The organism is Streptomyces sp. NPDC001985 (assembly GCF_040296845.1).
GTDB lineage: Bacteria > Actinomycetota > Actinomycetes > Streptomycetales > Streptomycetaceae > Streptomyces.
Genome location: NZ_JBEOYB010000013.1, coordinates 63,840 through 78,939, shown reverse-complemented (window position 1 = coordinate 78,939; position 15,100 = coordinate 63,840). Strand labels below are relative to the sequence as shown.

16 protein-coding genes are annotated in these 15,100 nt (G+C 71.0%); 4 read left to right on the top strand and 12 right to left on the bottom strand.

Features of this window, described 5'->3' with window-relative positions; genetic code table 11:
* Positions 1-4: 4 nt before the first annotated feature.
* A complete protein-coding gene (locus ABT122_RS08460) occupies positions 5-364 on the bottom strand; it encodes an NADH-quinone oxidoreductase subunit A (RefSeq protein ID WP_003956195.1) in 360 nt (119 codons plus the stop codon).
* A gap of 865 nt (positions 365-1,229) precedes the next feature.
* Here ABT122_RS08460 and ABT122_RS08455 point away from each other — a divergent pair.
* Positions 1,230-2,117, top strand: a complete 888-nt coding sequence (locus tag ABT122_RS08455; protein ID WP_351547329.1) for a C40 family peptidase — start codon at positions 1,230-1,232, stop codon at positions 2,115-2,117.
* Positions 2,118-2,198: 81 nt separating this feature from the next.
* Here the strand turns inward: ABT122_RS08455 and ABT122_RS08450 are convergent, their stop codons facing one another.
* A complete protein-coding gene (locus tag ABT122_RS08450) occupies positions 2,199-2,651 on the bottom strand; it encodes an ATP-binding protein (RefSeq protein WP_351547328.1) in 453 nt (150 codons plus the stop codon).
* A gap of 202 nt (positions 2,652-2,853) precedes the next feature.
* On the opposite strand from ABT122_RS08450, the gene ABT122_RS08445 reads away from it, so the two are divergent.
* Together ABT122_RS08445 and ABT122_RS08440 are read left to right on the top strand one after the other, a co-directional pair.
* Entirely contained in the window at positions 2,854-3,705 is an 852-nt protein-coding gene (locus tag ABT122_RS08445) for a Scr1 family TA system antitoxin-like transcriptional regulator (RefSeq protein ID WP_351547326.1), read from the top strand.
* A 13-nt stretch (positions 3,706-3,718) separates the two neighbouring features.
* Complete coding sequence (locus ABT122_RS08440) at positions 3,719-3,913, top strand: DUF397 domain-containing protein (protein WP_351547416.1); 195 nt, start codon at positions 3,719-3,721, stop codon at positions 3,911-3,913.
* 338 nt (positions 3,914-4,251) lie between these two features.
* Here ABT122_RS08440 and ABT122_RS08435 read toward each other — a convergent pair whose 3' ends face one another.
* The 7 genes from ABT122_RS08435 to ABT122_RS08405 form a co-directional block, all read right to left on the bottom strand.
* Positions 4,252-5,034 carry an ABC transporter permease gene (locus ABT122_RS08435; RefSeq protein WP_351547324.1) on the bottom strand — a complete coding sequence of 261 codons (783 nt, stop codon included), beginning with the start codon at positions 5,032-5,034 and terminating at the stop codon, positions 4,252-4,254.
* On the bottom strand, positions 5,031-6,038 hold the full coding sequence (locus ABT122_RS08430; RefSeq protein ID WP_351547322.1) for an ATP-binding cassette domain-containing protein: 1,008 nt from the start codon (positions 6,036-6,038) through the stop codon (positions 5,031-5,033). Before ABT122_RS08430 ends, ABT122_RS08435 begins: the two co-directional genes overlap by 4 nt.
* 379 nt (positions 6,039-6,417) lie before the next feature.
* The gene (locus ABT122_RS08425; protein WP_351547320.1) at positions 6,418-7,269 is read right to left on the bottom strand and encodes a DUF4097 family beta strand repeat-containing protein; all 852 of its coding nucleotides are present in this window, start codon (positions 7,267-7,269) and stop codon (positions 6,418-6,420) included.
* Between the two features lie 92 nt (positions 7,270-7,361).
* Complete coding sequence (locus ABT122_RS08420) at positions 7,362-7,895, bottom strand: hypothetical protein (RefSeq protein WP_351547318.1); 534 nt, start codon at positions 7,893-7,895, stop codon at positions 7,362-7,364.
* 228 nt (positions 7,896-8,123) lie between these two features.
* Positions 8,124-9,455, bottom strand: coding sequence for a histidine--tRNA ligase (gene hisS, locus ABT122_RS08415; RefSeq protein ID WP_351547316.1), 1,332 nt, complete (start codon positions 9,453-9,455; stop codon positions 8,124-8,126).
* A gap of 155 nt (positions 9,456-9,610) precedes the next feature.
* Complete coding sequence (locus ABT122_RS08410) at positions 9,611-9,913, bottom strand: hypothetical protein (protein ID WP_351547313.1); 303 nt, start codon at positions 9,911-9,913, stop codon at positions 9,611-9,613.
* A 340-nt stretch (positions 9,914-10,253) separates the two neighbouring features.
* Positions 10,254-11,537, bottom strand: coding sequence for a geranylgeranyl reductase family protein (locus ABT122_RS08405; RefSeq protein WP_351547311.1), 1,284 nt, complete (start codon positions 11,535-11,537; stop codon positions 10,254-10,256).
* A 98-nt stretch (positions 11,538-11,635) separates the two neighbouring features.
* Here ABT122_RS08405 and ABT122_RS08400 point away from each other — a divergent pair, with 98 nt between their 5' ends.
* A complete protein-coding gene (locus ABT122_RS08400; protein WP_351547308.1) occupies positions 11,636-12,145 on the top strand; it encodes a GNAT family N-acetyltransferase in 510 nt (169 codons plus the stop codon).
* Positions 12,146-12,348: 203 nt separating this feature from the next.
* Here ABT122_RS08400 and ABT122_RS08395 read toward each other — a convergent pair whose 3' ends face one another.
* Genes ABT122_RS08395 through mqnC form a run of 3 tightly spaced genes read right to left on the bottom strand, consistent with a single transcriptional unit; the run spans position 12,349 to position 15,046 of the window.
* The gene (locus tag ABT122_RS08395; protein WP_351547305.1) at positions 12,349-13,050 is read right to left on the bottom strand and encodes a demethylmenaquinone methyltransferase; all 702 of its coding nucleotides are present in this window, start codon (positions 13,048-13,050) and stop codon (positions 12,349-12,351) included.
* Positions 13,051-13,082: 32 nt separating this feature from the next.
* Entirely contained in the window at positions 13,083-13,841 is a 759-nt protein-coding gene (locus ABT122_RS08390; RefSeq protein WP_502976117.1) for an imidazolonepropionase-like domain-containing protein, read from the bottom strand.
* A 5-nt stretch (positions 13,842-13,846) separates the two neighbouring features.
* Complete coding sequence (gene mqnC / locus ABT122_RS08385) at positions 13,847-15,046, bottom strand: cyclic dehypoxanthinyl futalosine synthase (protein WP_351547302.1); 1,200 nt, start codon at positions 15,044-15,046, stop codon at positions 13,847-13,849.
* Between the last annotated feature and the right edge of the window lie 54 nt (positions 15,047-15,100).

Sequence of the window (15,100 nt, the reverse complement as noted above, 5' to 3'; positions counted from 1 at the left end):
CCCCTCAGTCCCATTCCAGCCCGCCGCGCCGCCAGACATACGCGTAGGCGACGAAGACGGTGAGCACGAAGAGCAGCATCTCCACGAGCCCGAAAAGCCCGAGGGCGTCAAAGCTGACCGCCCAGGGGTAGAGGAAGACGATCTCGATGTCGAAGACGATGAAGAGCATCGCCGTCAGGTAGTACTTGATGGGAAAACGGCCGCCCCCGGCAGGCGTCGGAGTGGGCTCGATGCCGCACTCGTACGCCTCCAGCTTTGCCCGGTTGTACCGTTTGGGGCCGATCAGCGTGGCCATGACCACGGAGAAGATCGCAAACCCTGCCCCGAGGGCTCCGAGTACCAGGATGGGCGCGTAGGCATTCACCCTCCTCGCTCCTTCCAGTCGTCCTTGACCGTGTGGACCGCACCGGGCGATAGACGCGCCGCCTCGAAGATCGTGTTCATGTGAGGCAGTTCACAAGCCCGACTGCCCCGCATCCTATGCCTGCCGGTCTGTGATCTGCGACACGGGGTCGGCAACCGCTTTTGTGATCTCCACCACCTGACGAAGGATCATGAAGTCGGATGAGAGGTGATCTTCATACGTGAAGCGCGCAGTTGATTACCAGACGTGACAACTTTTGGCGTTTCCGCTGGTCGTGGGCGTCTCGCACTATCAAGCAGATGCCCGCGAACGCAAATTGGCGGCAAACGGGAGCGGATGATAGTAAGCGTTGCCTTGCCTAACCCGGAGCCTCGCGGGCGGAGCCGCGCAGAAGAGACGGGACCGGTGGCGGCGAGCGCCGGATCACCCCCGCCGGGGGGATACGCGCATCCGTTCACGAACTCCGGGGGCCCACTCCGTCACCCTTCCGGTTCGCGTCACCACACACCGCGACCGCCACCGCGGGCACGGCGGGCCGGGCACGGAGGGGTGGCGGCCCGAGCGGCCGGTAGCGCCCCGGACACCGCCCGTCACGCCCGCCCGTGACCCCACTGTGACCTGCACCACTCCCCTGTGACCCTCGTAAAGGCGGGCTTGGCCAATGGCCTGAAGCGGTGGTAGGCGTGAGGCAATTCGGACCTTTTCCCAGAAACGCATGATCACGACCATGATCACGACTGTCCGAATTATCCCTTAGGGCGTCAATAAGGGTCCACGCCAAGAGGATTGATGGGTTCCGGTCACAACTGTGGCGCAACACACGTTTCTTGTCGGCAACCGGGTATGGCTGATAGCGGTTGTCCCTATGTCCCACACCGCTCACATACCCAGCCACCGGAAGCCCCGTCGCCGGAGCTCCTCCGCGATGGCCCTCCGCGCCGGAGTTGCCGGTGGCGTGCTCAGCACCATCGCCGTGGCCGGAGCCGCCGGACCGGCCAACGCCGACCCGGTGACCGAGACCATCGAGATGCCGGCGTTCACCCCCGCCGGTCTCTCCCAGGCCGTCGCCCAGTCCGCCCAGGCCCAGCAGCAGGTCGCGTTCGACCAGGAGCTGCGGGCCCAGGAGGCCGCCGCGGCAGAGAAGGCCGAGAAGACCGCCAAGAAGGCCAAGGCGGAGGCTCTGCGCCAGGCCGAGGCGGAGCGCAAGGCCGCCGAGGAGCGCGAGAAGCGCGAGCGCGAGGCCGCCGCCAAGGAGGCGGAGGAGCGCGCGTCCCGCACCGCCGAGCGCACCACCCTCGCCGCGGCCGCCGACTCCTCCCCCAGCACCTCCTCCTCCGCCGGGAGTTCGTCGTCGAGCGCCCCCGCCTCGACCTCCCCGTCGAACTCCTCGAACGCGTCCGGCTCCGTCGGCACGGTCATCGCCTTCCTGAAGGCCCAGGTCGGCGACGCCTATGTGATGGGTGCCACCGGCCCCAACTCGTGGGACTGCTCCAGCCTGGTCCAGGCCGCGTTCCGTCAGGTCAACATCGACCTGCCCCGCGTCTCCCAGGACCAGTCGACCGCGGGCACCCAGGTCGGCACCTCCAACCTCCAGGTCGGGGACATCCTCTACTGGGGCGCGGCGGGCAGCGCCTACCACACCGGTGTCTACATCGGCAATGGCCAGTACCTGGACGCGGCCAACCCGGAGAAGGGCGTCGTCATCCAGGATCTGTCGGGTTACCCGGCGACGGGAGCGGTGCGCGTCCTCTGAGCGCGGCTGTTCCTCCGTACCACGGGCACGGCCGAAGGGGCCGGCGGGAGACGCTCTCCCGCCGGCCCCTTCGGCGTCCGCTCACCCCGGGTCCCGCCGCCGGGCCGTGAGCCTGAACCACACGGACTTCCCGCTGGACCGCCGCCCGTCGAGCGGGGTCACCCCCCAGGAGTCGGCGAACGCGTCGAGCAGCGTCAGCCCCCGCCCCCGCTCCTCGTCCGAACGGCTCCCGGCCGGCCGCGGCAGCGCACCGGCCCGGTTGTCCCGGACCCGGACCACCACATGCGCGTCGGTGATGTGCGCGTCGACGCGGATCGTGGCGGCGGTGGTGTGCCGGTGCGCGTTGGTGACCACTTCGGAGAGACAGAGCAGCACGTCATCCGCGAGCTGCGGGTGCGCTGTGCGCAGGGGCGCGGTGAGCCAGTCACGCGCCTTCCTGGCGACGGTGGGGTCGCTGGGGGCCTCTATGCGCAGCCGCGCGCCACTGAACGGGGCGGGTGTCGTTGATGGGGTTGAGGCTGTGGAGGTGTGCATTCACGTCTCCCTGCTCGGAGAAGCCCGCGCCTGGGCATGCGCCTGCCGGTCGCGCCGGGGCCAAGTCCCGGCGTACCGCGCGGTGTTCATGAGACGGTAGCAGCGAAGTCTCAACATTTGTACTCAACGATAGAAACCATGGTGCTCAGTGGACCGAGGTGGGACACGCGGACCAGACTGAGGCCCAACAGGAGGGGAGCAGATGCCACCAAGGAAGGCGCCCACGGCCAGACAGCGCCGGCTGGGTGCCGAGCTACGCAAGCTGCGAGAGCACGCCGGCCTCAATCTGGCGGAGGCCGCCGGGCTGCTCGGCACCGACCGCACCACCATCAGCAACACCGAATCAGGGCGTTTCGGGGTGAGCGCGGGCCGGGTGCGCGCCTGGGCGGGGCACTACTCCTGCCCGGACGCGGCCTACGCCGAGGCGCTCGCGGGGATGGCTGAGGAGCGGATAAGCGGGTGGTGGGAGCACTATCGCGACCATCTCCCCAGCGGTGCGCTGGATCTGGCCGAGCTGGAGCACCACGCGTCGGGCTTCCGGACCGTCCAGATAATGCACATGCCCGGTCTGCTCCAGACCGAGGAGTACGCCCGCGCAGTGGTCGCCCTCGCCGTACCCCCGCCCGATTCCAGCTTCCTGCGGCGCCAGCTGTCACACCGACTGCAACGCCGCGATGTGCTCGACCGGGACCAGCCTCCGAAGTGCACCTTCCTGATCCACGAGGCCGCGCTCCGGATGGAGTACGGCGGCCCCGAGATCGCCCGGAGCCAGCTGGACTACCTCCTCCAGGAGTCGGAGCGGGACAACGTCACCGTCCGGGTGATCCCCTTCTCCGTGGGCGGTTTCCCGAACGCCGGAAGTTCGACACTCTATGTGTACGGGTCGGTGCCGCAGCTCGACACCGTGCAGATGGACACCGCGACCGGCCCCGCGTTCCTGGACGCGGAGACCCGGCTCGCGAACTACCGAGCCGTTCTGGATCAGACCGAGGAGCGCTCACTCGATCCGAAGCGGTCGCGGGACTTCATTCATGAGATAGCACGACAAGCATGAAGGCGTGAGAACAGTGGACATTCAGTGGCGCAAGTCCTCAAAGTCGACGGACGGCGCGGGCAACAACTGCCTGGAACTCGCTGTGCACGGAGGTGAGATCCTGATGCGTGAGAGCGACAATCCGGATGTGATCATTCATACGACCCCGGCCAAGCTGCGCGCTTTCCTGGGCGGCGCCAAAGAGGGGGAGTTCGATGATTTGATCTGATCATCGAACGGCAGCATCGAACGGCCCCTCATTCGACCACGAATGGGGGGCCGTTCGATTCCGTAGACCAAGTTGGCATATTCCGTCTCACTCTAGAGACGGAAAACTATTGATACGGGATGGTAGCCAGCGCTACGGTCGCTGGTGCGCGGTGGCGGGGGCGCTCGCCACGGCCATCTCCCCGCTCCGCTGCGGCTGTTGGGGAGACGCACCAGAGGGCTGCCCCCCGCCCGTACTCACGCCTGCCGGCGGGGGGCACTCTTCATGGGCATGCGCGGGCGGGGTGCCCGCTCCCCGTGCCGGTGAGCGGGCACCCCGCCCGGGTGCGTACCCCCGGCTCAGCGTGTGGTGCCGCTGTTGAAGAGGGAGCGCGACCAGACATAGCCCACCAGCCCGATCCCCACGCACCACGCGAGGGAGATCCACCCGCTGTCGCCGATCGCCGAGCCGGAGAGCAGACCGCGCAGGGTCTCCGTCATCGGGGTGAAGGGCTGGTGCTCGGCGAACCAGCGCAGGCCCGGTGACATCGACTCGGCCGGTACGAACGCCGAGCCCAGGAACGGCAGGAACTGGATGAGCAGCGGCTTGTTGCTCGCCGACTCGACCGTCTTGGAGACCAGGCCGAGCGCCGCGGACAGCCAGGTCACCGAGAAGGCGATCGCCATCAGGAGACCGGCCGCGGCCAGCCACTCCAGCGCCGTCGCCCCGGAGCGGAACCCGACGGCGAGTGCGACACCGACGACCAGCACCGCGCAGAGCATCGTCTGGATGACGCTGCCGATGACATGCCCCGTCATGAACGAGGAGCGCGTGATGTTCATGGTGCGGAAGCGGTTGATGATGCCCTCGGTCATATCCATGCAGATGGCGATCGAGGTCGACATCGAACCCGCGGCCACTCCCATGATGATGATTCCGGGCGTCAGATAGTTGAGATAGGCGTCCCGGCCCCCGCCCATTCCGGCGCCGATCGAGTCACCGAAGGCGTACACGAACAGCAGCAGCATCAGGATCGGTGTCATCGCGCTGCCGAGCCCCACGGCCGGATAACGGATCGCGTGCCGGAGATTCCGCCGCAGCATCGTCCTGGAGTCGTGCACGGCGTGGCCGAGGAAGCTCATCGCTGGTTCTCCTTCACGTGGAGCGCGGTGTTGGTGCTGCCGTCGCCGGTGAGGGCGAGGAACACGTCGTCGAGGTCGGGGGTGTGCACGGAGAAGCCGGCGGCGCGGATACCGGCGGCGTCGAGCCGGTCCAGCAGGGCGCGCAGCGCGTCGAGACCGGCGTCGCCCGCCACCCGCAGGGCGAGTTCCTCGTCGTCGCGGGCCGCGCCGGGGAAGGCGGCGGAGGCGCGTTCGTACTCTCCGGCGTCCGTGAACCGCAGCCGCACATGGCTGCCGGGGATCTGTGCCTTCAGCTCGTCGGCCGTGCCCTCGGCGACGATCCGCCCGCCGTCGAGCACGGCGATCCGGTCGGCCAACTGGTCGGCCTCCTCCAGGTACTGCGTGGTGAGGAAGACGGTGACCCCGCCGGCGACCAGGGAACGGACGGTCTCCCACATGGTGCGGCGGCTGCGCGGGTCGAGACCGGTCGTCGGCTCGTCCAGGAAGATCACCTCCGGGTTGCCGACCAGGGTCATGGCGAGGTCGAGCCGGCGCCGCATCCCACCGGAGAAGAGCGCGGCGCGCTTCCGCGCGACATCCGCGATGTCGAACCGCTCCAGCAGCTCCTCGGCCCGTCTCCGCCCCTCGCGCTTGCCGAGCCGCAGCAGATCGGCCATGAGGAGCAGGTTCTCCTCGGCGGTGAGGAGGTTGTCGAGCGCGGCGAACTGTCCGGTGACGCCGATCGCGGCGCGCACCCGGTCCGGCGCCGCGGCGACGTCGTGCCCCGCGACCTGGGCCTGTCCGCCGTCCGCCGAGATGAGCGTGGAGAGGATCTGCACGGTGGTGGTCTTGCCGGCGCCGTTCGGCCCGAGCAGCGCGAACACCGTGCCGGCCGGAATCCGCAGGTCGATGCCGTCGAGGACGGTCTTGTCGCCGTAGGACTTGCGCAGATCGGCGGTGGAGACGGCGGCGGGAGGCCGCCGGTCGTGCGCGGTCTTTGGCGCGGGCATGACAGAAGAAGGCATGGGGCCCTCCCATTCGGAGGCGTGGTGACGGGGGTGGGGTGCTGTTCGGTACGGGGGGTCGGGCGCGTCGGGCCCGGGTGGCCCGGGTGGCCCGGGTGGCCCGGGTGGCTCGGGTGGCTCGGGCCCGGGTGGCTCGGGTGGCTCGGGCCCGGGCGGGCGGGGCCAGGGCTGCGGGCCCGGGTGGCCAGGCCAGGGGTCGGGCGCGGGGCCGGGCGGCTCAGGCGCGGCGAACCGGGGTCACGGTCGGGCCTGGGGTGGCTCGGGCTCGGGCGCGTCGAGTCCGGGTGGCTCGGGGCGCGTCCGTCCGGCGCGGGCGGGCCGGGGTCGGGGCCCGGGGGCTTCAGGCCCGGGCGGGTCAGGGGCTGCGGGTCCGGGCGGGTCAGGTGTGGGGGTGGGAACGGCGGATGTCGATGTTGCCGTAGCGGGTACGGGCCCTGACCTCGACCGTGTCCTCGGACCCCTCCGGGCTCCCGGACTCGGTGAGCGCGTTGTGCACCTGCCCGGCGACCGACCCGACATCGAGCCAGGCGGCCGTCCCCTTGCGGATGCCGATCTCGATGGCACCGTACGAGGTCTCCAACTGGACGGTGCCACGGACGATCTCGTCGACGCGCAGAGTGCCATGGGCGGTGGTGGCGGTGACCGAGCCCCGCGCGCGCTCGATGGCGATGTCGCCGTTGGCGCCGCTCACGCGCAGCTCCCCCAGGGCATCGCCGACGGTCGTGTTGCCGTGCGAGTTCTTCAGCACGGCCGAGCCGTCGAGGGTGCGGACGCGCAGGCTGCCGGAGCTGGAAGTGATCTCGGCGGACCCCTCGACCCGGTCCACGGTGATATTGCCGTGGGACGCGGTCAGACGCAGCGGCCCGGTGGTGTCGAAGCGGACATCCCCGGTCGAGATCTTCACCCGGACCTCGCCGAGCCTGCCCTCCCCGTTGACCTGGGCCCAGGCGCCGGTCACCTCCACCCCGGAGCCCGTGGGCAGTTCGACCGTCACATCGACCATGCCGGTGCGCCCCACGAAGAAGCGCTGCTTGGGCGTCCTCACCGTCAGATGGCCGTTCGCGTACCGCACCTCGGTCAGTTCGGCGGCCCGCTGGTCCGCGTCCTTCCTCGGGTCACGGGGCCGCACCTCGACGACGGTGTCGGGCCGGTCGGCGGCGAGGAACCGGATGGTCCCGGCTTCCACATGGGCGGTGGCCGAGATCATCGAGGGGGTGTCGAAAGAAGGCATGGCTGTCCCGTCCTCTTGGGTCTTCGTGGCGTCCCCGCTGGTGGGACGTGGTGTGAGTGAAGTGAGGTGAGGTGCGATGAGGGTGGGCGCGGTCAGCGCACCCAGCCCGTGAAGCTCTGTCCGACGGTGCGGGTGGCGCGGGTCGTCTCCGCCGTGCGGGACGGGGTGCCGCCGCCGTCGACCGCGGCCGACACGGCTCGTACCAGCCAGGCGTTGACCGAGAGGCCCTCGCGGCCCGCGGCCTCCTCGGCGCGCGCCTTGAGGTGGGCGGGGAGCCGCAGGTTGACGCGGGCGGTGCCGCCGTCGTCACCGTCGGCGGGGGCCGGGGCCGGCGCCCTGAGCGGCTCGGCGGGAACGCTCCCCCCCTGGTACGCCTCGTCGCCCGCCGGCCGTGTCACCACGAAGTCGGGGTCGAGCCCGCGCAGCCGCACATCGACCGAGCCGGGGGCGAGTTCGCGGGTGATCTCGTCCATCGCGGCGGAGAGCACGTTGAGCATCGTCAGACGGGTCGCCGACTCCAGGGGAGCGGTGAGCCGCTCGGCCAGCTCGCGGGCTTCCTCGCCGCCGGCTTCGGCGGCCACCGCGAGTTCGCGGCGGAGGTTGTCGACATACGGCGTCAGGTCCATAGCGCCATAGTGGCATCACTATGGCGCCATGCACAAGTCCGTCCGGGACCCCCCTGCGAGCCGCCGCGCGGACAACCACCCTGACCTGCGAAAACGCTTCCGGATGGGCTCGCACCAGCACGGCACCATCCCAGGCTCCGATCCCGCTGGCACCTTCAGTGGCACCAGATGGCACCACTGTGGCCCGCCCGGAGGGAGCGGACGCGGTCCGTGCGGTACGCGCCCGGATTACGCGTCGGCCGCCGCGAGCAGACGGGTCAGCTCCGCGGCCGTCTCCGCCAGCGGGACCTGGGTCTGTTCGCCCGTGGTCATGTCGCGGAGGGTGACCGTGCCGGACGCGCGCTCGGACGCGCCGTGGATGACACAGAACCGGGCGCCCTGGTCGGCGGCCCACTTCATCTGCTTGGCGAACTTCCCGCTCGCGCCCAGATAGATGCCGGTACGGATGCCCGCCCGGCGGATCTCGGCCGCGAGGCGGAAGCTGGCGGCGGACTGCTCCTCGCCCATGACCGTGACCGCGACATCGGTGAGCGCGTAGGTGTCCTCGGCGGGCTCGGGGAGCAGGGGCAGAATGCGCTCGATGCCCAGGGAGCCGCCGCAGGCCGGGGAGTCCTTGCCGCCGAGCCGGCCGATCAGACCGTCGTAGCGGCCACCGGAGGCGATGGAGCCGGGGGTCCCGGGGGCGACGACCTCGAAGATGATGCCGGTGTAGTAGTCCAGGCCGCGCACCAGGTTGGGGGTGAAGCCGATCCGCTCGGCGGGGATCGAGTCCTTGGTGAGGTCGAGCAGCCGGTCGACCTCGGCCAGCCCCGCCTGGCCGGTCTCCCCGGCCTTCAGCCGGTCCCGGACGCGTTCGACGGCATCGGGCGCGGTGAGATCGTCCACCAGGCCCTGGGCCACCTCCGGATCGAGCCCCCGGCCGGAGACCAGCTCGGTCACGACCGCCTCCGGGGTGAGCTTGTCCAGCTTGTCGAGGGTGATCAGCGCCCCGGAGCCGCGCTCCTGGGGGACCTCGTACGCCTCCAGGAGTCCGAACAGCACCTGCCGGGAGTTGACCAGGAACCGGAACTCCGGGACGCCGAGCGCCACCAGGGCGTCGTGCAGGGTCAGCACGGTCTCCGCGTCCGAGAGCGGCGACGACGAGCCCACGATGTCCAGATCGCACTGGACGAACTCCCGGAACCGCCCCTTGCCCGGCCGGTCCGCCCGCCAGACGGGGTCGATGGTGTAGCGCTTGTACGGCGTCGGGAGCTGGCTGCCGTAGGCCGCCACCGCGCGCGCCAGCGGGACCGTGAGGTCGTAGCGGAGTGCGAGATCGGCCTCCCCGGTGGCCTCGTGCTCGCCGCGCCGGAGGATCTTGAAGATCAGCTTGTCGCCCTCGTCGCCGTACTTCCCGGTCAGCACGTCCAGGCGCTCGAACGCGGGGGTCTGGAGCGGCTGGAAGCCGTACCGGGAGAAGACGGCACGGATGGTCGCGAAGGCGCGCTCACGCCTGTCGAACTCGGCCGCGAGGAAATCACGGGTCCCGGACGCGGGGTCGAACTGCTTCATGGAGGCCATGCGGGTCATCGTCCCGGAAGCAGGTCACGGTGAGCAAAACGCGGGGTGGCACGGGCGGTTCGCGGCCGGCCGGCGGGCGGCTCGTGGAAGGAGCGGGGGCGAGATCCGAGGAGGACGGAGGGACGGATCAGGCACCGGGTCCGCGGGGGCGGGGCTCAGCCGTCCGGATTCGCCTCCAGACGGGTGAGGTCCATGTCGTCCAGAAGGGCTTCATGGGTCCGCCCGCTCATATGCGCGTCCTTCTCGATCTCGACCGCGGCCCACCCGGTCAGACTCATCACCAGCACCCGCAGGCCGTCCGTGCCATAGGTCTCCAGGACCTCGTCGGCCGTGCGCAGCGCCTCCTCCGGGATGCGCTCCTCCGGGTAGACACCCACCACCCGGCGCAGCAGGCTCACCGAGATGTGGGAGATGTCCGGGGCGATGGCGCGCAGCCGCCGGTCCTCAGCCTCGTCCAACGGGATGTCCCCCTCCGATCAGCGGGAGCCGGCTCCGCCACCCCCGTGTCTGTCCGTATCCCCCCGCACACAACCAGTTTCCACCCCGGCGGGGCGCTACACAGCGGGATTTCCCGAATCAGCACGGGTTCGGCTCACTCTCTTCCCCGAGCGCCCCTCCGGGCGCCCCCCGGTGCGTCACCACGGGGACGGGCGGGGTGCGGCGGGCACCTTGCGGGGGCGCGCGCCCGCTCACGGCGACACGGGCGGCGAGACGGCACGGGAGCGGACGGCGAAAGGCCCGGCGGACGGGCCGCCGGGCCTCGGGGCGCCGGGGGCGCCGCCTGCCGAACCGTGTGCGTCAGGCCTTCGGGGCCACCTTCGAGAGGCCGTTGATGATGCGGTCCATCGCGTCCCCGCCGGTCGGGTCGGTCAGGTTCGCCAGCATCTTCAGGGTGAAGCGCATCAGCAGCGGATGGGTCAGACCCCGCTCCGTCGCCAGCTTCATGATCTTCGGGTTGCCGATCAGCTTCACGAACGCGCGGCCCAGCGTGTAGTACCCGCCGTAGGTGTCCTTGAGGACCTTCGGGTAGCGGTGCAGCGCCAGCTCGCGGTGGGCCGGGGTCGCGCGGGCGTGGGCCTGGACGATCACATCGGCGGCGATCTGCGCCGACTCCATGGCGTAGGCGATGCCCTCGCCGTTGAACGGGTTCACCAGCCCGCCCGCGTCACCGATCAGCAACAGCCCGCGCGAGTAGTGCGGCTGCCGGTTGAAGGCCATCGGCAGCGCCGCGCCCCGGATCGGGCCGGTCATGTTCTCCTCCTGGTAGCCCCACTCCTCGGGCATGGAGGCGCACCAGGCCTTCAGGACCTCGCGCCAGTCCAGCTCCTTGAAGGCACCGGTGGTGTTGAGCACGCCGAGGCCGACGTTGGAGGTGCCGTCGCCCATGCCGAAGACCCAGCCGTACCCGGGCAGCAGCTTGTCCTCGGAGCCCCGGCGGTCCCACAGCTCCAGCCAGGACTCCAGGTAGTCGTCCTCGTGGCGGGGGGAGGTGAAGTACGTCCGCACCGCGACGCCCATCGGACGGTCGTCGCGCCGGTGCAGCCCCATCGCCAGCGAGATGCGCGAGGAGTTGCCGTCGGCGGCCACGACCAGCGGGGCGCGGAAGGTGACCGGGGTCTTCTCCTCGCCGAGCTTGGCCTCCACTCCGACGATCCTGCCGGTGCGGTCGTCGATGATGGGCGCGCCGACATTGCAGCGCTCGTACAGCCGCGCGCCGCCCTTCTGCGCCTGCCGGGCGAGCTGCTCGTCGAAGTCGTCGCGCTTGCGGACGAGACCGTAGTCCGGGTACGAGGCCAGCTCGGGCCAGTCGAGCTGGAGCCGCACCCCGCCGCCGATGATCCGCAGCCCCTTGTTCCGCAGCCAGCCGGCCTCTTCGGAGACATCGATGCCCATGGCCACGAGCTGCTTGGTGGCGCGCGGGGTCAGCCCGTCGCCGCAGACCTTCTCGCGCGGGAAGGCGGTCTTCTCCAGCAGCAGTACGTCGAGTCCCGCTTTCGCGAGGTAGTACGCGGCCGTGGAGCCGGCCGGGCCTGCCCCGACGACAATCACATCCGCGGTGTGTTCGGAGAGGGGCTCGGTCACGGCGGGTTCTCCCGAAGACTCAATTCTGCGTGCCGAACGGCACAGGACATGTGCAGTCTAGGGGGCGTACCGATCAACTGACTGAAGGGCTCCCCCCTATGAGCAGGCCCCTCCCCGCCGTACGGCTGCGTGTGCCCACCGACGAGGACGCCCATGCCTGGCACCGGATCTTCGATGATCCGCAGGTCATGGAGTTCCACGGCGGCCGGTCCGCGGAGCTGTCCGTGTACGAGGAGCTGACGGCCCGGCAGCGCAGACACGACGCCGAACGGGGCTTCTGCCTGTGGACGCTGCTGGACGACGACGGGGAGGTGCTGGGCTTCACCGGCGCCCAGCCCTGGCCCTCTCCTGACTTCGGGCCGGTCGGGGAGATCGAGATCGGCTGGCGGCTGGCCCGGGCCGCGTGGGGCAGGGGCTATGCGACGGCCGCTGCCCGCATCACCCTGGAGCGGGTGCGGGCCGCCGGGGTGCCGGAGGTGGTGGCGATGGTGGACAGCCGCAACGAGCGCTCGATAGCGGTCGTGAAACGGCTGGGAATGGACCATGACCGGACCTTCACGACGCCGGACGGGGAGCGGGAAGGGCAGTGCTTCCGGCTGGCGCTCTGAACACACCGCCGCACTGACGCGCCCGGGCGCGCCCGGGCGCTCAGAGCCCGAGTGCCGCGAAGCCCCTGGAGCCCTGAAGCCCCGGCGCCTCGGGGCCCCGGGGTCCTGAAGCCCCGGCGCGCCGGCGCGGAAGCAGATCCGGCCGGGGAGCCGCTCCGGCCGCCGCCGTTACCGCCGTCAGTCCTCGCCGTCAGTCCTCGCCGTCAGTCCTCCGCCGGCTTGGTGCCCCGGTGCAGGGCCACCACCCCACCGGTCAGATTCCGCCAGGCCACCTTCGACCAGCCCGCCCGCTGGAGCACCGCCGCCAGCGCGGGCTGGTCGGGCCAGGACTGGATGGACTCGGCGAGATACACATAGGCGTCCGGGTTGGAGGAGACGGCGCGCGCCACCGGCGGCAGCGCCCGCATCAGATACTCCTCGTACACCGTCCGGAACGGCGTCCAGGTCGGGTGGGAGAACTCGCAGACCACGATCCGCCCGCCGGGCCTGGTCACCCGGAGCATCTCGCGCAGCGCCTGCTCGGTCCGCTGCACATTGCGCAGCCCGAAGGAGATGGTGACCGCGTCGAAGACACCGTCCCGGAACGGCAGCCGGGTGGCGTCGCCCGCCGTCAGCGGCAGCCAGGGCTCGCGCCGCTTGCCCTCGCGGAGCATGCCGAGCGAGAAGTCGCAGGGCACGACATACGCGCCGGCCTCGGTGAAGGGCAGCGACGAGGTGCCGGTACCGGCCGCCAGGTCGAGCACCTTCTCGCCGGGCCGGGCGTCCACGGCCGCGGTGACCTGCCTGCGCCACCGGCGGTCCTGGCCGAGCGAGAGCACATCGTTGGTGAGGTCGTAGTTCGCCGCCACATCGTCGAACATCGAGGCGACTTCGTGCGGCTGCTTGTCCAGGGATGCTCGGATCACACCGCCCATTCAAGCAGGGCGGCCCGGACCGGCTACGAGCGGCGGTGCACCAGCCGCCCGCCGAGGACGGTGGCGGCGCAGACGGCCGCGCCCGCCCGGCGCAGCGCCCGCTCGGGCTCCTCGCCGGCGAGAAGGGCGTCGAGGAGGGCGGCGGGGAGGTCGAGGACGGCGAAGTCGGCGGGGCCGCCGGGGTGCAGCTCCCCGTCCAGGAGGGCGCCGCCCGGCGGCTGTCCGGCCGCCGGATCGAGCGAGGGCGCCCCCGCCGGGCCCGGGCCCGGACCGGAAGAGGGACCTGGACCGGAGCCGGGGCCTGGACCCGGGCCCGGACCGGAGCCGGGGTGCGAGTGCCCCGGCACCGGGCCGCGTACCCGCAGACCCGAGCGGGAGACCGCGGTCCGCACGGACGGGCGGGTGAAGGGGCCGGTGACGGCGGTGGTGCCATGGGCCAGCATCCGCTGGAGGCCGCGCCGGGCGCTGCCGCCCCAGCGGACCTCGTCGGGAGCGAGGGCGGCGAGCGCCGCGCCGGTGAGCGGCTCGGTGCCGAGCGCGCCGGCCTCGCGGGGGTCGGGGTGGTAGGCGGCCTCCAGCAGCTCCACAGCGCGCGGCTGGAGCAGCCCGGGGAGCAGCAGCCCCGGCCAGCGGCGGACCCGGGCCGCCGGGTGGGCGGCGGTCAGCTCCGCGTACGGCCCGATGGCGACGATCAGCCCGCCGTCGACGGTGACCGCGTCCGCGCCGGTCCCCGGGTCGGTGGCGGCGGTGCGGACGGCTGCCGCGGTGTGGATCGTGAGCACGGGGCTCAGTTGGCGCTGAGGAGCTTCAGCTCCGGGTGGGCCGTGCCGCCCTCGATCGCGGTGGAGGAGATGTGCGAGACGACCCGCTCGTCGACCGGGTCGTCGGCCGGGTCGGTGTGGACGGCGAGGTGCTCATAGGTCGTGGCCCGCTGCGCCGGGACCCGGCCCGAGGCGCGGATCAGATCGATGATCTCCTGCCGGTTGGAGCGGTGCTTCGCCCCCGCCGAGGAGACGACGTTCTCCTCCAGCATGATCGAGCCGAGGTCGTCCGCGCCGTAGTGCAGCGAGAGCTGGCCGACCTCCTTGCCGGTGGTCAGCCAGGAGCCCTGGATATGGGCGACGTTGTCGAAGAAGAGCCGGGCGACGGCGATCATCCGGAGGTACTCGAAGAGCGTCGCCTGCGTCTGCCCCTTGAGCTTGTTGTTCTCCGGCTGGTACGTGTACGGGATGAAGGCCCGGAAGCCGCCGGTCCGGTCCTGCACGTCACGGATCATCCGCAGATGCTCGATCCGCTCGGCGTTGGTCTCGCCGGTGCCCATCAGCATGGTGGAGGTGGACTCCACGCCCAGGCCGTGGGCGATCTCCATGATCTCCAGCCAGCGCTCGCCGGACTCCTTGAGCGGGGCGATGGCGGTACGGGGCCGTGCGGGCAGCAGCTCGGCGCCGGCGCCCGCGAAGGAGTCCAGACCGGCCGCGTGAATCCGCTGGATGGCCTCCTTGGCGCCGACCCCGGAGATCCGGGCCATGTGCTCGATCTCGGAGGCGCCGAGGGAGTGGATCACCAGCTGGGGGAAGGCGGACTTGATGGCGGAGAAGTGGTGCTCGTAGTACTCGACGCCGAAGTCGGGGTGGTGACCGCCCTGGAACATGATCTGGGTGCCGCCCAGCTCGACGGTCTCCGCGCAGCGGCGCAGGATGTCGTCGAGATCGCGGGTCCAGCCCTTGGCCGTGTCCTTGGGAGGGGCGTAGAAGGCGCAGAACTTGCAGGCCGTGACGCACACATTGGTGTAGTTGATGTTGCGCTCGATGATGTACGTCGCGATGTGCTCGGTGCCCGCGTACCGCCGGCGGCGCGCGGCGTCGGCGGCGCGGCCCAGCGCGTGGAGCGGGGCCGAGCGGTAGAGGTCGAGCGCCTCCTCCGCGGTGATCCGGCCTCCCTCGGCGGCGCGGTCCAGCACGGACTGAAGGTCGGCCTTCTCGGTCACCGGGTGTCACCTTTCACCGGACTTGTCTGCGGGCCGGTCCAGCGTACGCCAGAG